The organism is Psychrobacter sp. FME6 (assembly GCF_014861365.1).
Taxonomy (GTDB): domain Bacteria; phylum Pseudomonadota; class Gammaproteobacteria; order Pseudomonadales; family Moraxellaceae; genus Psychrobacter.
In genome coordinates this window covers 23,393-38,542 of the sequence record NZ_RRYW01000011.1, presented here as the reverse complement: position 1 = coordinate 38,542, position 15,150 = coordinate 23,393, and the positions used below count along the sequence as shown (strand labels likewise).

At 41.7% G+C, this 15,150-nt stretch carries 13 protein-coding genes; 8 read left to right on the top strand and 5 right to left on the bottom strand.

The window, feature by feature from the left end:
* Positions 1-145 precede the first annotated feature (145 nt).
* From EI162_RS02955 to EI162_RS02935, 5 genes are all read left to right on the top strand, one after another.
* Positions 146-1,141 (top strand): RDD family protein, encoded by a 996-nt coding sequence (locus EI162_RS02955; RefSeq protein WP_192522941.1) that lies wholly within the window; start codon positions 146-148, stop codon positions 1,139-1,141.
* Positions 1,142-1,433: 292 nt separating this feature from the next.
* Entirely contained in the window at positions 1,434-1,832 is a 399-nt protein-coding gene (gene rpsF, locus EI162_RS02950) for a 30S ribosomal protein S6 (RefSeq protein ID WP_192522940.1), read from the top strand.
* A 16-nt stretch (positions 1,833-1,848) separates the two neighbouring features.
* The gene (gene rpsR, locus EI162_RS02945; RefSeq protein ID WP_058368567.1) at positions 1,849-2,076 is read left to right on the top strand and encodes a 30S ribosomal protein S18; all 228 of its coding nucleotides are present in this window, start codon (positions 1,849-1,851) and stop codon (positions 2,074-2,076) included.
* 25 nt (positions 2,077-2,101) lie between these two features.
* Positions 2,102-2,614 (top strand): 50S ribosomal protein L9, encoded by a 513-nt coding sequence (rplI, locus tag EI162_RS02940; protein WP_192522939.1) that lies wholly within the window; start codon positions 2,102-2,104, stop codon positions 2,612-2,614.
* Positions 2,615-2,960: 346 nt separating this feature from the next.
* Complete coding sequence (locus EI162_RS02935) at positions 2,961-3,185, top strand: hypothetical protein (RefSeq protein WP_192522938.1); 225 nt, start codon at positions 2,961-2,963, stop codon at positions 3,183-3,185.
* Positions 3,186-3,247: 62 nt separating this feature from the next.
* Here EI162_RS02935 and EI162_RS02930 read toward each other — a convergent pair whose 3' ends face one another.
* From EI162_RS02930 to cobT, 3 genes are read right to left on the bottom strand one after another with little or no spacing between them, the layout of a single operon-like run.
* The gene (locus EI162_RS02930; protein WP_192522937.1) at positions 3,248-3,811 is read right to left on the bottom strand and encodes a histidine phosphatase family protein; all 564 of its coding nucleotides are present in this window, start codon (positions 3,809-3,811) and stop codon (positions 3,248-3,250) included.
* Positions 3,812-3,844: 33 nt separating this feature from the next.
* The gene (cobS, locus tag EI162_RS02925; protein WP_192522936.1) at positions 3,845-4,708 is read right to left on the bottom strand and encodes an adenosylcobinamide-GDP ribazoletransferase; all 864 of its coding nucleotides are present in this window, start codon (positions 4,706-4,708) and stop codon (positions 3,845-3,847) included.
* Positions 4,708-5,766: a nicotinate-nucleotide--dimethylbenzimidazole phosphoribosyltransferase gene (gene cobT, locus EI162_RS02920; protein ID WP_192522935.1), complete on the bottom strand. Its 1,059-nt coding sequence runs from the start codon at positions 5,764-5,766 to the stop codon at positions 4,708-4,710. The genes cobS and cobT overlap by 1 nt, the downstream gene beginning before the upstream one ends.
* A 115-nt stretch (positions 5,767-5,881) precedes the next feature.
* Here cobT and EI162_RS02915 point away from each other — a divergent pair, with 115 nt between their 5' ends.
* Both EI162_RS02915 and EI162_RS02910 read left to right on the top strand, forming a co-directional pair.
* Complete coding sequence (locus EI162_RS02915; protein ID WP_192522934.1) at positions 5,882-7,018, top strand: glycerate kinase; 1,137 nt, start codon at positions 5,882-5,884, stop codon at positions 7,016-7,018.
* 182 nt (positions 7,019-7,200) lie between these two features.
* Positions 7,201-8,010: an enoyl-CoA hydratase gene (locus EI162_RS02910; RefSeq protein ID WP_192522933.1), complete on the top strand. Its 810-nt coding sequence runs from the start codon at positions 7,201-7,203 to the stop codon at positions 8,008-8,010.
* Positions 8,011-8,116: 106 nt separating this feature from the next.
* On the opposite strand, the gene EI162_RS02905 is transcribed toward EI162_RS02910, so the two are convergent.
* Together EI162_RS02905 and EI162_RS02900 are read right to left on the bottom strand one after the other, a co-directional pair.
* Positions 8,117-8,455 (bottom strand): RidA family protein, encoded by a 339-nt coding sequence (locus EI162_RS02905; RefSeq protein ID WP_192522932.1) that lies wholly within the window; start codon positions 8,453-8,455, stop codon positions 8,117-8,119.
* 70 nt (positions 8,456-8,525) lie between these two features.
* A complete protein-coding gene (locus EI162_RS02900) occupies positions 8,526-9,773 on the bottom strand; it encodes an NAD(P)/FAD-dependent oxidoreductase (protein WP_192522931.1) in 1,248 nt (415 codons plus the stop codon).
* Positions 9,774-10,483: 710 nt separating this feature from the next.
* On the opposite strand from EI162_RS02900, the gene EI162_RS02895 reads away from it, so the two are divergent.
* Positions 10,484-15,088, top strand: a complete 4,605-nt coding sequence (locus tag EI162_RS02895) for an AAA domain-containing protein (RefSeq protein WP_225736895.1) — start codon at positions 10,484-10,486, stop codon at positions 15,086-15,088.
* Positions 15,089-15,150 lie beyond the last annotated feature (62 nt).

Below are 15,150 nucleotides of genomic sequence, written 5' to 3'. Positions count from 1 at the left end.
CACACCGGCATTTAAGATACAACTATAGCAGGGTCTATTTGAAAAATATTAAATAGGCCCTAATATTATGTATTATAAATAATGACTTAAAGACAGTTTTTAAGAGACAGTTTTTAAAAAACAGTGACTTGAGATATGACTAACTATGCAGGCAATTATGCAGATTTTCCTTGCTCGAAATAACGTACAGGCTGGTCCATACAATTTGGAGCAGCTCAACATCATGTTGGCATCTGGCGAAGTGTTGCTCGATGATTTGATCTGGCATGACGGCTTAGACCAATGGCAACGTGTAGGTAACTTGACCAACAATCAAACAGTATATAGGCCTACTAACACTAGCAACCCTGAGGTCAATGACTCTATTATCAATAACGTCACGGTCTTTCCTGAAGATAATGTCAGCAATGACCAAGATGGTAAATCAGTGTCGTTAGACAGATTGTATGGCAAGCCTGAACGCCCAAAAGCGACCGATAAAGATGTGAAAGTCGATATGGTCACCAATCGTCAGCACACGCCGCATAACAATGTGTCATTAAATAAATCTAATGCCAACAAAACGGTCTCTAGTAAAGATAAAGTCGTTGGTAATATGGTGCTTGCCCCAATTATGTCGCGAGTACTTGCGACTGCACTCAATGGTTTATTGTATTTACTGGCTATCTTTCCGCTAGTCATGGCATTAACCAAAATGGACGTCGACTATAGCAAGTTTCAAGATATCCAAAATATGGACGCAGCGTATCAATACTCAATGACGCTGATGGAGAGTCTTCCTAGTAGCATATTGATGATGTCACAAGTGATGGTCTTTGGCCTGTTTGCTCTACAATTGGTATTTATCACTTTGCGTGGTCAATCGCTAGGTAAGCTAATTACGGGTATCCGCGTGGTCGATCAAACCACCCATCGTTTACCCTCTTTTGGTAAACTCATCGGCATGCGTACCTTGCTGTTGTTCATTATTTACAACTTACTGTTCTCATTTACCAGCTTTTTAGGCTTTGTGATCATTGCTATTCATTATTATATGGCATCGAAAAGCCCTGAAAATATTGGTTGGCATGATAAACTGGCTAAAACCTTAGTGGTAAAAGCCGATAGTAGCCAGCTGGTAAAAGAACCAAAAATAAAATAGTTTATCTGTCATTCTGACTATAAATCATACCTTCTAAAATTGTAATAAAAAAGCAGCGTATTCACGTTGCCTTTTTTATTGATAGAAAGCAGTTTATTGCTTTTATATTTTATTAGCAGTGGCTTAGCGATTAACCTTTGTGTTAATGAATGAGTACTGTTATAATACGGCGCTTTATAAACTAAGCTTATTCTTCATTATTTTTATCCTATTTAATGAGTATTGGGTTTACTTTATAAATCTCCTTGCTATTAACATAGGGTTAATAGCTACTAATCCGTAAGGAGTCATAATGCGACATTACGAACTGGTGTTACTTGTACACCCAGACCAAAGCGACCAAGTGGTCGGCATGGTTGAGCGCTACATCAAGTTAGTTCAAGACAACAACGGTGTTATCCATCGTTTAGAAGATTGGGGCCGTCGTCAGTTGGCTTACCCGATCAACAAGATTCACAAAGCTCATTACGTTCTTTTCAACATTGAAACTGACGGTGAAACTTTAGCTGAACTTGAAGAATTATTCCGTTATAACGACGCGATCATTCGTAGTCTAGTTATGCGCCGTGACGAAGCTGTCACTGAAGAGTCGCAGTTAGCCAAGAATGCCGATGAAAAACGCGCACGCAAAGCAACTACTCGTCGTCCAGACAATCGTGAAAACGACGACAACGACAACAGTGAAGACTAATTAAAGGAGAATACTCATGGCACGTTTCTATCGCCGTCGCAAATTCTGCCGTTTCACTGCTGAAGGCATCACTCACATCGATTATAAAGATGTTGAATTGCTAAAACAGTACATCAGTGATAATGGTAAAATCGTACCAAGCCGCATTACCGGTACATCTACTAAATATCAGCGTCAACTGGCCACTGCTATCAAGCAAGCTCGTTACCTTTCGCTACTTCCGTATACTGACAACCATCAGTAATTTAACCGTTAACTAGGAATGACTCATGCAAATTATTTTGTTACAGCGTATCGTCAACCTTGGTAAACTCGGTGAAACTGTCGATGTGAAACCAGGTTACGGTCGTAACTTTCTTATCCCTCAGGGCAAAGCGCTACCTGCTACTGCAGCTAACATTGAAAAGTTCGAAGCACGTCGTGCCGAGCTTGAAGCTGAAGAAGCAAAAGAAGTAAGCGTTGCTCAAGAACGTGCCGATGCATTGACTGACGTTAATGTTATTATGCGCGCTAAATCAGGTGACGAAGGCAAGCTATTCGGCTCTATCGGTACTCGCGATATCGCTGAAGCATTGACGAACTCAGGTCTAGAAGTTGACCGTGCTGAAATCAAGCTACCTGAAGGTACTTTACGTCAAATTGGCGAATACAATGTTGATATTCAGCTACACCATGACGTTACCGCTAGCATCTTAGTAACCATTCTTTCAGAAGATGGTGATAACGAAGATTCAGCAGAAGAAGAAGTTGAAGACGACAACGAAGACTATTCAGAAGAGTAATTTTTGAATATCTAGAAGTAGTCTAAAAAAACCAGTAACGTCATGTTGCTGGTTTTTTTATATCTATAATTTGACAAATACTCTACCCTGTCTCTTAGGAATAGAACGTTTGAATACTATATCCGAAAACCGTTCCTTAACTAATGATTTTAACAGTAAATTGTATAGTGATATATTCCAGCAATAATTTGTAGTAAATGCCTAATAATTCCTATACTTAACAATAAGATACTACCCACAAAGTCGTCTTTATTAACCTAGTTTGAGTTGCTACCCTCCCTGTGTCTAATTTATAGATTCTTATTTTTTGATTTCTTATTTTTTGATAACGACAGGGTACGACAACATGATAAACACTGATGATAAACTACTATGTATTCAAGGTAATGATTTTTACTCAAAAGGTGAAATCTATACCGTCGGTAGAATCGTCAATAATAAATACTTCCAGCTATTAACGGGCAGCAATGATGATCACTGGTATGCGACATTAGATAACGAAGGCATTTATGTGAGCTTTGATTCTATGACAGCAGAAGACAGCAAAGCTTGGTTTGATAAGATTGCTTAGATAGTGATTATCTTTAGATACAAACTGTATAGGAGTGTTTTGGAAAAATAGGGTCTTTCGGATTAAAACTCTAGCCGGCTACATGATTGATAATTCACGGGTCGTGGCCACTTATTGGCCAGTTTTGGTACCTCTTGGTCAGCGGCAATCATCTTGGCAGCATTTATCCAACCGGCATGACCGACCATTAAGAGGAATTTATGGTTATGTTCATAGCCACTTTCAGCTACCCTTGCATGCAACCATCGCTCAACACGGTCAAATAATTGCTGCAAACTTTCCCCTTTTGCAGGAGAGAAATTCGCAAAGTTATCGCACCAGTCATCAATTTCTTGTTTTTCAATCTGCGCCCAAGCCTGCCCATCCCAAATACCAAAATCAATCTCCGCAAGCTCCTTTGACACTCGACATTCAAAACCACGTTGCGCCAATATTTGCCCGACTCGTAGTGAGCGCTGTAATGGGCTGACCCAAATAACTTTTGGTAATCGATGCAGGCGTACAAAACGCTGAATTTTATTAGCAAGGCGCTTTAGTTTACGCCTATCAACACTGAGATCTGTCTGTCCGATACAAAACCCTTCGGCAGCAATCGGCTTAGGATGACGCCACATATGAACAATCATTAACTATTCCTATCCTTTTCTAACCTTTAAACCTTATATGAATGACACAATGGCAGCGAGTCCTACATAAATAGCGATTTCACTAAGTTGCTGCGTCGCACCCAACCCATCACCGGTATAACCATCTAAACGCCTACGTAATAATCGCCGCATATAATCTGTCGCTATCAGCGCTAATACTAATGCCAATAGCCATTGAGCAAAGCCGATCTGCTGCACCGTATAGGGAAACATAAACGTGACTAGACCAAGTGCTAATAGCAACCAACCGCTGCTATATAACCCTTGTAATGGCGTTAGCTGCTGCGCCATAGGTTTGGCCTTGGCATGCTCAATCTCACCGCCATAGGGCAGCAAAGTAAGTAAGCTAATACACAACAAGCGTGAAGCAGTGTGTCCAACAATCAAGGCAACGATAGCAACAAATAACGGCATAGAAGCCAATAAGCTGATTTTAATTAATAATGCGGATACTAAACCTAAAACACCATAAGTCCCTAGGCGCGAATCCTTCATAATCTCCAACGTACGCTCGCGAGTTAGACCACCACCCAATCCATCACAACTATCGGCAAGCCCGTCTTCGTGAAAAGCGCCCGTTAATTTAATCCCGAAAGCGGTGCTTATTACCGCTGCAACTAATGGGGTAAATAAGACACTGCCAAGCCAAAATACGCCAGCGCAAAGCAAACCGACGAGCAAACCTACTGCGGGAAAATGGCGACTACTTTCGTGCAACCATTGCGGATTATAATGGGTAAATTGTGGTACTGGCAATCGCGTTAAAAACTGGATAGCAACCAATACTAGGCGCCATTCATATTTTATAAACTCGACAATGGATGGTTTAGGTAAAGGGTTATTTGGCGATGTTGAGTGATTTTTTGATTGTGTCATCAGTTATTTTGTCCGCTAATACCTGCGTCACTAAAACTTGCCATTTCATTGATAATGGCACAAGCCGATTGCAATAGTGGATACGCTAACGCTGCACCGCTACCCTCACCTAAACGCATACCCATATTAAGTAGCGGCTCAGCGTTTAGTAATTTTAATAAATGCCCATGCCCCGGCTCGACAGAATGATGTGCAAATACAGCGTACTGTGCGACACCTGGCGCTAAACGCTCCGCCACTAATAACGCGACGCTGGCAATAAAACCATCGATTAAAAGAATACGTCGTTCACTGGCTGCCTGCACCAGCGCACCTGCCATCATAGCAATCTCTAGCCCGCCCAATGCCGCCAATGCGAGCAATGGTGAGTTTACGTCATGATGACGCTCTAATACTTGCGTCAAAATAGTTGCCTTGTGCTGTAACCCTGCATCGTCAAGACCAGTACCGCGCCCGATACAATCTTCAATGGATAAATCTCCTAATCTCGCCAACAATAAACTCGCCGCTGAGGTGTTACCAATACCCATTTCTCCAACAATCAACAAATTGCCGGGTATATCCTCCACCACTCGCTTACCACTTTCAAGCGCAGCTAAGCATTCATCTTCTGTCATCGCGGGTTCTGTTAGCGCGTCACGACTACCGCGACGGACTTTATAATCAAGCAATTTCGGATGGTTTTTAAAAGTAGAGTTGCCAAAGTCGGCATCTACCCCTGCATCAACGACCTTTAATTCAATATCATGTTGGCGTGCGAGTACATTGATAGCAGCGCCACCCTGCAAAAAGTTAATAACCATCTGCGCAGTAACAGTACTAGGGAACGCTGACGTGCCATGCTTGGTCAAACCATGGTCGGCAGCAAATACTCGGATTTGTGGCTGCTCAATATGCGGTGTGGTGGTGCCTTGAATCATACCCAGTTGCAACGCTAATGTCTCTAAACGTCCTAATGCACCAAGCGGTTTGGTTTTTTGGTCTATGATTTGCTGCAGCTGTTGACGTAAGTCGCTATTTTTTATATTGGGAATAATAGGCGCGATAAATGTGTTCAATGAATAATCCTAAACGTTATAAAAAATAGGCGTCTATGTTAGCAGATTAACCAATTTATGATGATAAGATTAAGCTAATTGAACCACCCTAACCTGAAGATTTGTAGAATATAAAATGAAAATCTTAATCGCTCCCGACTCGTTTAAAGAAAGCTTAGAGGCATTAGACGTTTGTCACGCTATCCAATCTGGATTTAGACAAGTGTTTCCAAATGCTGACTATACTCTATTGCCTATGGCTGATGGCGGCGAAGGCACCTCTGCCGTTTTGTCTTATGTATTGGGTGGGCGCTGGAAAGAGGTGCGCGTCCATGACCCCTTGATGCGACCCATTACCGCAAAGTATTTACTATTACCCGATGCCACAGCAGTGATCGAAATCGCTCAGGCCTGTGGCTTACACCTACTCACTGTAGCAGAGCGCAACCCTGTTATTACCAGCAGTTACGGTGTCGGCGAACTGATTGCTGATGCTTTAGACGAAGGCGCCACACGTATCATTATCGGGTTGGGCGGTAGTGCCACCAATGATGCGGGGCTTGGTATGCTAACGGCATTGGGCATGCAGCTTTTTGATATTTATGATAAGCCACTGGCTCAAGGTGGCGGTGAGCTTATCAAACTACAGCGAATAGATAACCAAAAATTCCATGCAAGTGTGCTTGATACGATGTTTGAGGTGGCGTGTGATGTGACCAACCCATTATGTGGTCCGTTAGGTGCCAGTGTGATATTTGGCCCGCAAAAAGGCGCTGATCCTAAACAAGTCGAGCAATTAGATGCCTCATTAAATCACTTTGCTAGTGTATGTAAGCAACAAGGATATCAGGACAATCAACAAGTAGCTGGTGCTGGTGCAGCAGGTGGTCTTGGCTATGCGCTAATGACTTTTTGCCAAGCGCAGTTGCAATCAGGCTTTGATACGATTGCCGAAGTGACTAACTTAGCGCAGCACATTGCCAACGCGGACTTGGTCATCACCGGCGAAGGCAAACTTGATGCTCAAACCGCGATGGGTAAAGTTGCAGGTGGTATCAGTGAACTTGCTAAAGCCAGTCATACGCCAGTCATTGCTATTTGTGGCAGCGTTGACGGTCTAACACCTACTCAGACTTCCCAGTTCGATGTCGTCGTGCCTAGCATCCAAAAGATAGATAGCATCGATCAGGTTCTAAGTCATGCTTATGAAAATATAGAAACGACTGCTGCCAATATTGCCGCTGCCATGCGCTTGGGTCAAAACATGCGATAGAAAAACAGTCCTTTAAAATACTTGCTGTACGCTATTTTTTATGAGTGCGTGGCTTATAGATATATGGCAAAACAAGCAATCTATCATACTACTGATAAAGCTTGCCCTAGTACGCAAATGACTATTTACAGTGCTGCTTAGATGTTATATTGAACTTCAACACTGACGATCAAGGATGACAAATGACCCAGTCAAACCCTACTATAAATATAAGTGAACCGCTCGTTATTAGAGAAAACCACTCAAACAGTGTCGTTACTCTGACGTTAAATCGCCCCAAACAATTCAATGCATTATCTGTTGAGCTACTAACTGCTATGCAAAAAGAGCTGGACAGTATCGCTCAAGACAGCAATATCCGTGTGGTTGTGATTGCAGCCAAAGGTAAAGCATTTTGTGCCGGTCATAACCTAAAAGAGATGCGCGCGCACTCAGACGAAGCATTTCATAACGCTCTATTTCAGCAGTGTAGTCAGATGATGCTGACCATCAATCAAATGCCACAAGTGGTGATTGCTAAAGTACAAGGCATTGCGACGGCAGCTGGCTGCCAACTGGTCGCAACTTGCGATTTGGCAGTCGCCTCTGATAATGCAAAATTTGCTACTTCTGGAATAAATGTGGGACTATTTTGCTCCACGCCTGCCGTTGCGTTAAGTCGCAACCTATCTCGTAAGCAAGCGTTCGAGATGCTCATTACCGGTGAGTTTATCGATGCAAATACTGCCATGCAGCAAGGATTGATTAATCGTGTTGCACCCACTGAACAATTAGATGCGACGCTACAATCATTGGTTGATGCCATTATTAATAAATCGCCTATGGCTACTGCTACAGGCAAAGACATGTTCTATAAACAGCTAGATATGGACTTAGCGAATGCTTATGAATATGCCAGTAAAGTGATGACCTGTAATATGATGGCAGACGATGTGAGCGAAGGCATTGACGCCTTTATCGAAAAGCGCCAAGCGGTATGGAAAGGGCAATAAACGAATCAATAATTTAGCCCGTTATATAAGATAGGCTCCCATGAAAAAGGACATGATATCGCTATCATGTCCTTTTCTTATTCTATGCCAATATCACAATGCGCAATTACTCAGCTGCGATAGCCGTAATCTCAACCAACAATTCAGGACGAGCCAGCGCCGATTCACCGCAAGCGCGAGCTGGTGGCTGCACGCCTTCAAACCACTTGTCCCATACTTCGTTCATCGCCGCAAAATCGGACATACTCTTTACCCATACTGTCGCCATGAGCATTTTTGACTTATCACTACCGACTTCTTGCAGTAGACTTTCGATCTTCTCTAGACAAGTTAATGTTTGGGCTTTGATATCGTCTTCCGCGTTGCCTACTTGACCTGATAAATAAACGGTCTGGTTATGCACAACGATCTTACTCATACGTTGACTGCTGTGTAGTTTTTTCATGGATTATTATCCTTAATTTATTAAAGTACTCGAATATACAAGCATTCAAACAGGTCGTTTTCACGGCTACTTAGCGAGAAAAACGCTCAGCACTAAATGGTTTAATATCGACCAATACGGGTTTATCATGAATCATCTCTTCAACGACACGGCCCGTCATAGGTCCCAAAGTGAAGCCCTGATGACTGTGACCAAAAGCAAACCATAGATTCTCATGCTTAGGCGCAGGACCAATAACTGGCTTCATATCAGGCATACAAGGACGTGATCCTGCCCACGGCTCACTCTCAACTGCATCTTCTAGGGGTAATATTTTGCGAGCAAGTTTTAAGACGGTTTTTAATTGTCCAAAGTTCTTTGGCGCATTCATCGTGGTCATCTCAGCACCCGTCGTAATACGAATACCTTGCTGCATCGGCCCCATGACAAAGCCTTTATCCATATCAAACATGCTGTGATTGATGGTATTTTTTTCGGTCACTTTAAAGTGCTGATGATAGCCACGCATCGGGAACAATGGTAGATTATAACCCAGTGGTTTGATCAAATCATTGGACCAAGGCCCAGCTGCGATGACCAATTTATCACTATAGTAGGTTTCGTTATCAGTAATAACCTTCCAACCGCCCTCTTCTTGGACAATTTCTTTTACACTGCTTTCTTTGATAGTACCTTCCATCTCTTGGAAGTTTTTCGCATAGGCTTTTACTAGCGAGCTTGGGTTAGAGACTTGCCAAGAGTTAAGCCAGTGAATCGCGCCAACGAAACCTTCAAAATTGGCGCTGGGCTCCATTGCTTTTAACTCTTCCACCGTCAGTACGTTATGCTCCACACCCTGATTGCGAGCGTCGATAGCCAATTCGATTGCTTCTTTAAGCGTCTCTTCAGAACGATGTAGCTGCAACCAACCATCACGAGTAATCAGCTCGTCAGCACCCGAGGCAGTAATCATAGTTTGGTGCTCGCTGGTGCAATGCTCAATCAGTGTCTGCCACTCGGCTTCTATTTTTTTAACTGATGCAGGCGTAGAGTATTTCCAATACTGCAAAAGTGCTTGATGATAACGCAAAATCGCTGGAATTCGATAGCGAATATCGGTGCCTTGATTCGGCAATACTCGTATCATTTCAGTCAGCTGGCGCGGAAATGGATGTGTATGTATCGCTTCGCGTTGAATCAATCCCGCGTTGCCGTATGAAGTCTCCGAACCCGGTAGTTTCTTATCTAAAAGTAAAACTTGAGCATTATTTTTTTGTAGATGCCAAGCAACTGATGTGCCAACCATCCCTGCACCGATAACGATAACTTCATAGCGCATAACATGTCCTTTTTTAAGGTCTTAATACAAAGTGTTTAATAAAATAGATATAACGACTAAGGTGGTAATAGTAACGCATTAAGCCAAATATTAAACCCTAATCTCATAATTATTTTTATCATTAAACACTTTTAGTTATGTGTTTTTCTAAGAGGTATTTTTGATAGGAATAGTGAGAGAAATTAGCTGAAATATAGTCCTATATTTAATAACTCATCAATCATCAATCATCAATCATCAATCATCAATCATCAATATTAAGAATAGCAATAATCAGCACTAATTTTTAAAAAGCCTAGGGAGTGTCCTCATTTTGAAAATGGTGATAAAAATGAGATAAATTGCTGTCAAACAAGGAAAATAGCACAGATAATATCAAGATATTAGCCAGATATTTGACGCAGTTTGGCAAGATTTAGCCATTTTTAGCCCATTCAGTTGATTTTGTTCAGATTGAGGGCATGCCCTAGATGTGACTTATTACTATTAATTTCTGTGCTATAGTTTGGTCTTTGTTTTTAGTTTATGAGCGAGCAGTAATCTAAGTGCTTTATGATTTAAGCAGCTTATAAGTAACACCTTATAAATAACACCTAAGAAGTGTCAGTGATTTCAGGGCTAATTTTTTGATGATTTGGAAGAGTTAATAGATGAGTATTTACGTAAAAAGACTGGCCTCTCAGATTGAATTCATTAAGCAGTGCGCTTTGATGAAAAAGACTCCTACTCAAGACTTCGTTAAACACAACGATTTCAATTGTACTGAGGAGCAAGTGATAGGTTTGCCAGGTATTAGTCTCAATGTCACAGACGACACCTCCGAGGATGTTTGGCTTCGTTTAGAGCGCTTACGTGAAAACTCTGCCCCACAACCTAGCAGCGCGCTATTAGCAAGCTGGTTGGATATGCCAACAAAGTTCAGCGACCAACCTTTATTGAAAACAAAAATCAGGGCACACCAATTAGCAGATAATGGCCTTAGAGATTATGAGGAAGCATTTACCCCATTTGAGGTTAAGGATGACCATCAGGATGAGCAACCAGCTTTAGAAGATGACTCACTAACCACAGAAATTTATCTAAAAGATTTTTCTGATAGAGATATGCTGCAAAATGAGTTTAAACGTTATATCGACAATATCTGGAAACCTTGGCTGATAGAAGAAAAACTTGTACGCCAAAGTATTGCTTTATATGCAAAGCTATTTAAGCTCAATCAAATGCTGCAAGGCAATCTGGCTGACGAATCATTGGAGCTGGTTTGGGGTGTGGGTATTGCTGTACAAAAAGATTCTGATAATGAACAAAACAGCGAGCAAATAAAGTATCCATTATTAACCCAGACTATCGAGATAGCATTAGATCAAAAAACAATGGCTTTACTCATAAAGCCTAGCTTAACGCCTCCCATCTTTGAAACCGAACCTTTTTCTATGGATGAGAATCAAGGTTTGGCTAAACTATTAGAAGTCTGTAAACAGTTTTATGAGTCAGAAGATGTTGTATTAAATCCTTTTTTACCCAGTAGCTATGAGCCTATCTTAAAATCAGCGGTGACCTTGCTTGATTCTTCTGGCGTATATTGGCCAGAGCACACAAGTACTGATGCGCGAAAAATACCTAAGGCTCAGAATAACCTTATCGTCACCGATACATGGGTGATTATGGCGCGCCCTAGAAGTAATAATATATTTTTGCAAGACTTGGCTAAGTTCGCGGTCACACTCGAAAACAGTGACGACATTCATTTACCAAGCGCTCTAACCGCCATCTTGACAGAACCTGCTACAGAAAATAGAGAAGTAATACTACCTGCTTATCGCGGTCTATCCATGGTGAATGGCAGTGATAACTATGTAGGCACGCCAGCAGAGTTGTATTTCCCCAAAGCATTCAATAATGAGCAGGTACAAATCATACAACAACTGGATGTCCACGATGGTGTGGTCGTTCAAGGCCCTCCTGGTACTGGCAAGACGCATACCATTGCCAATGTTATTTGTCATTACTTAGCACTGGGCAAGCGAGTTTTGGTCACCTCAATGAAAGACCCCGCTCTAAAAGTCTTGCAAGAGCAACTGCCTGAATCTATTCGACCATTAGCGGTTAGTCTATTGACCAGTGAAAATGAAGGGCTAAAGCAGTTCGAATATACTATTAAAAAAATATCGAGTGAAGTTTCTAGTATCAACCGCGAGGTCTACAAAAAAGAAATCGTCATGCTAAATGACCAAGTTGATACCGTTCATGCCCAGTTGGCCAGCACTGATAATAATATTACCGCTTGGGCACGGTTAAATCTTGATGATATCGTACTGGATAGCGAAACGATTAAACCAATAGACGCAGCAACTGAGGTTGCTCAAAATAGGCAGCTGATCGAAAGCTTCCCCGATACATTAGGCATAGAAAATACTTTTACACCTCGATTTACTCCTGCCGATATTACTGAGCTAAAACGAGCAAGAATAACGCTCGGCATTGATTTGGATTATCTTGATAAAAAAATCCCTGCTGTTGCCAACATGCCGCCTATTAATACGATAAAGCAACTGCACCAAGATTTGATTTATACCAACGAATTAAAAAAAGCCGAGCAGCAAGGCGAGATTCCAAGTTTAGTAGACGACAGTACTAACACTATAAGCATTGCTCACGAAGCTGCTGCTAACACCTCCCATCTGATTGATCTTCTGCAAAAAACGGAAGCGGTTGGACAGGAATGGACAACTAATATTCAGCAGCATTTAGATGACCAGACGAAGCAAGATATTATTCAACATCTAAACATCCTTAACGATGAGATTAAATCTCTATTTAATGAAAGAACGGCTTATTTAACCAAACCCATCACGATAGCTGATGATTTTGATAAAAACCCAGAACTTGTTAGTGCGGTCAAAAACCTATCTGAAGGCAAAAAACCATTTGGTATAGCGGGGATTTTTGGTAAGTCGGTCGAAAAGAAAAACCTTGAAGCTATTATGATAATCTCAACACCGCCCGCAAGCGTAGAGGATTGGCAATATATATCAAGCTTTATAGCGTTTAGGAAAAAGTCACAAGCCCTTATTGTGAGATGGAATGCGTTATCGAACGAACTGTCTTTACCTGTATTTGAAGTCGTGCCTGATAACTTATCTAATTTAAATTCAGCCGTTTATTTATATGAAGACATTATTAATAGCAGAAACCTACAGCACAATATCAAACAAGCTCTAAAGGCTATATTTTTAGACTGGGATATTCTGTCTAACGCGCATTACAATAAAGATATTTTAGCTGAAATTAAAAACACCCTTGAGCAACATTTAAAGAAACATAATCTGGCAGAAAGTCTAACGCTAAAAGAGTCATTATTTAACGAGCTTGCAGACTGTAATGGTGATATTAGTGAAAAACTTGTTATTTTTTTAAAGCAACAAGTTGGCAGTCCGATGTTGTCTGATGCTGCATTACAGACAACGTGGGAAAATCTGCTAACTGAGCTACAGCGAGTGGATAATCTGACAACAGGTTTAGAGACTGTCGCTGCCATCACAGAGATTATTGAAAATAATGGTGCGCCGCTCTGGGCGGAACAATTGCGTTGTCAGCCTTGTGTTGAATCTGAAGATAAATTGTTATCCGATACATTGTTATCCGATAATTTATTGCCTGATAATTGGCAGCAAATTTGGCGGCTTAATAGATTAATGAGCTTTATAGACAGCACAGATGGGCGCAGAGAATTGGTTAATCTAACCAAAACTCGTAGCCGCTTAGAGTCAGATTTAGCAAGGCTTTATCAACAAGCTATCACCAAAAGAGCTTGGCTAAAAGTCGCAGAAAATGCAACGCCAAACGTTAGAGCTTCTTTAGAAAAATACCGCTCCGCCATTATGCGTATTGGTAAAGGCACAGGCAAAGGCGCCCACTATTATCGCCGAGAAGCGCGTGAAGCCTCTGCTGGCGCAAGTGCTGCCATCCCCTGTTGGATTATGCCGCATTATCGTATTTCTGAGTCCTTGCCAGCAGAGTTCGGCAGTTTTGACTTAGTTATCATCGATGAAGCGTCTCAATCTGATTTGACCGCATTACCAGCCATCATGAGAGCGAAAAAAGTTTTAATCGTGGGTGACGATAAGCAGGTTTCACCAGAAGGGGTTGGTCTCGATATCGAAAAAATTCGCAACCTCATGGCGCAATATCTGAGCAATCAAGTGCCTGTATATCGCTCACAAATGTCACCTGATCGCTCAATATATGACTTATTTAAAGTGGTATTTGCTGATAGCACCGTCATGTTAAAAGAACACTTTCGTAGTGTTGCGCCTATTATCGAGTTCTCAAAACGTGAATTTTATAATCATGAACTCATACCATTACGTAAAGCAAAACCCTCAGAACGCCTAGATCCACCATTAATTGATGTGTATATCGCAGATGGCTATCGGCTTAATGGCTCAGATATTAACCCTTCAGAAGTTAGGTTTATCGTCGATGAAATAAAAACGATTACGTCCGATCCAGCTTATAAAGATAAAACCATCGGTGTCGTTTCGTTACTAGGTAATAAGCAAGCGCATAACATTATGGAGTTACTCAATAAAAAGTTGGATGAGGCTGTCATGACCGCTTTTGATATTGCTTGCGGTGATGCTAGAACCTTTCAAGGTAAAGAGCGCGATATCATGTTTTTGTCATTGGTCGTTGCGCCAGGAGCTGCCCATGCGCAAACAAGAGACACCTTCGCCCAGCGCATGAATGTCGCCGCCTCAAGAGCGCGCGATAGAATGTATCTGGTACGTAGTATTGAGCTGGACGAGCTTAGCCAAGCTGACCATTATCGAGCAGAACTCATCAAACACTTCCAAGCGCCGTTTATGCAAGATGAAGAGCAAGTTGCGGATTTGCGTGATAAGTGTGAATCTCCTTTTGAAAAAGAAGTCTTCGACATTCTCATTGAAAGAGGCTATCGAGTCATGCCGCAAGTTAAAGCAGGTGCCTACCGAATTGATATGGTTGTAGAAGGTGAAGAGGACAATAGCTTAGCTATCGAATGTGATGGTGATAAATATCATGGACCTGATAAATGGGAAAGCGATATGCAACGCCAGCGTATCCTTGAGCGTGCTGGTTGGAAATTTTGGCGCTGCTTCGCCTCTACCTTTATAACCCATCAACAGGAAGTCATTGAAGATTTATTGGCGGAGCTGGAACGTTTACAGATTTATCCAATCACTACCGACCAGTCTTACCGCAGCTCATACGTCGAATCTAGAGTGGTCAATACCGTTGAAGAACCAATGGTTAATATAGAAGCTGATGCTTAGATATCTATCATTTATTAGATACTCAGCTCATAGCTATTTGTTTATACAATATCTACCACTTC

Bases quoted from the DNA above. Each gene is read 5' to 3' on its own strand.
- EI162_RS02955 (WP_192522941.1), top strand. From the start codon at position 146: ATGCAGGCAATTATGCAGATTTTCCTTGCTCGAAATAACGTACAGGCT.
- rpsF (WP_192522940.1), top strand. From the start codon at position 1,434: ATGCGACATTACGAACTGGTGTTACTTGTACACCCAGACCAAAGCGAC.
- rpsR (WP_058368567.1), top strand. From the start codon at position 1,849: ATGGCACGTTTCTATCGCCGTCGCAAATTCTGCCGTTTCACTGCTGAA.
- rplI (WP_192522939.1), top strand. From the start codon at position 2,102: ATGCAAATTATTTTGTTACAGCGTATCGTCAACCTTGGTAAACTCGGT.
- EI162_RS02935 (WP_192522938.1), top strand. From the start codon at position 2,961: ATGATAAACACTGATGATAAACTACTATGTATTCAAGGTAATGATTTT.
- EI162_RS02930 (WP_192522937.1), bottom strand. From the start codon at position 3,811: ATGATTGTTCATATGTGGCGTCATCCTAAGCCGATTGCTGCCGAAGGG.
- cobS (WP_192522936.1), bottom strand. From the start codon at position 4,708: ATGACACAATCAAAAAATCACTCAACATCGCCAAATAACCCTTTACCT.
- EI162_RS02915 (WP_192522934.1), top strand. From the start codon at position 5,882: ATGAAAATCTTAATCGCTCCCGACTCGTTTAAAGAAAGCTTAGAGGCA.
- EI162_RS02910 (WP_192522933.1), top strand. From the start codon at position 7,201: ATGACCCAGTCAAACCCTACTATAAATATAAGTGAACCGCTCGTTATT.
- EI162_RS02905 (WP_192522932.1), bottom strand. From the start codon at position 8,455: ATGAAAAAACTACACAGCAGTCAACGTATGAGTAAGATCGTTGTGCAT.
- EI162_RS02900 (WP_192522931.1), bottom strand. From the start codon at position 9,773: ATGCGCTATGAAGTTATCGTTATCGGTGCAGGGATGGTTGGCACATCA.
- EI162_RS02895 (WP_225736895.1), top strand. From the start codon at position 10,484: ATGAAAAAGACTCCTACTCAAGACTTCGTTAAACACAACGATTTCAAT.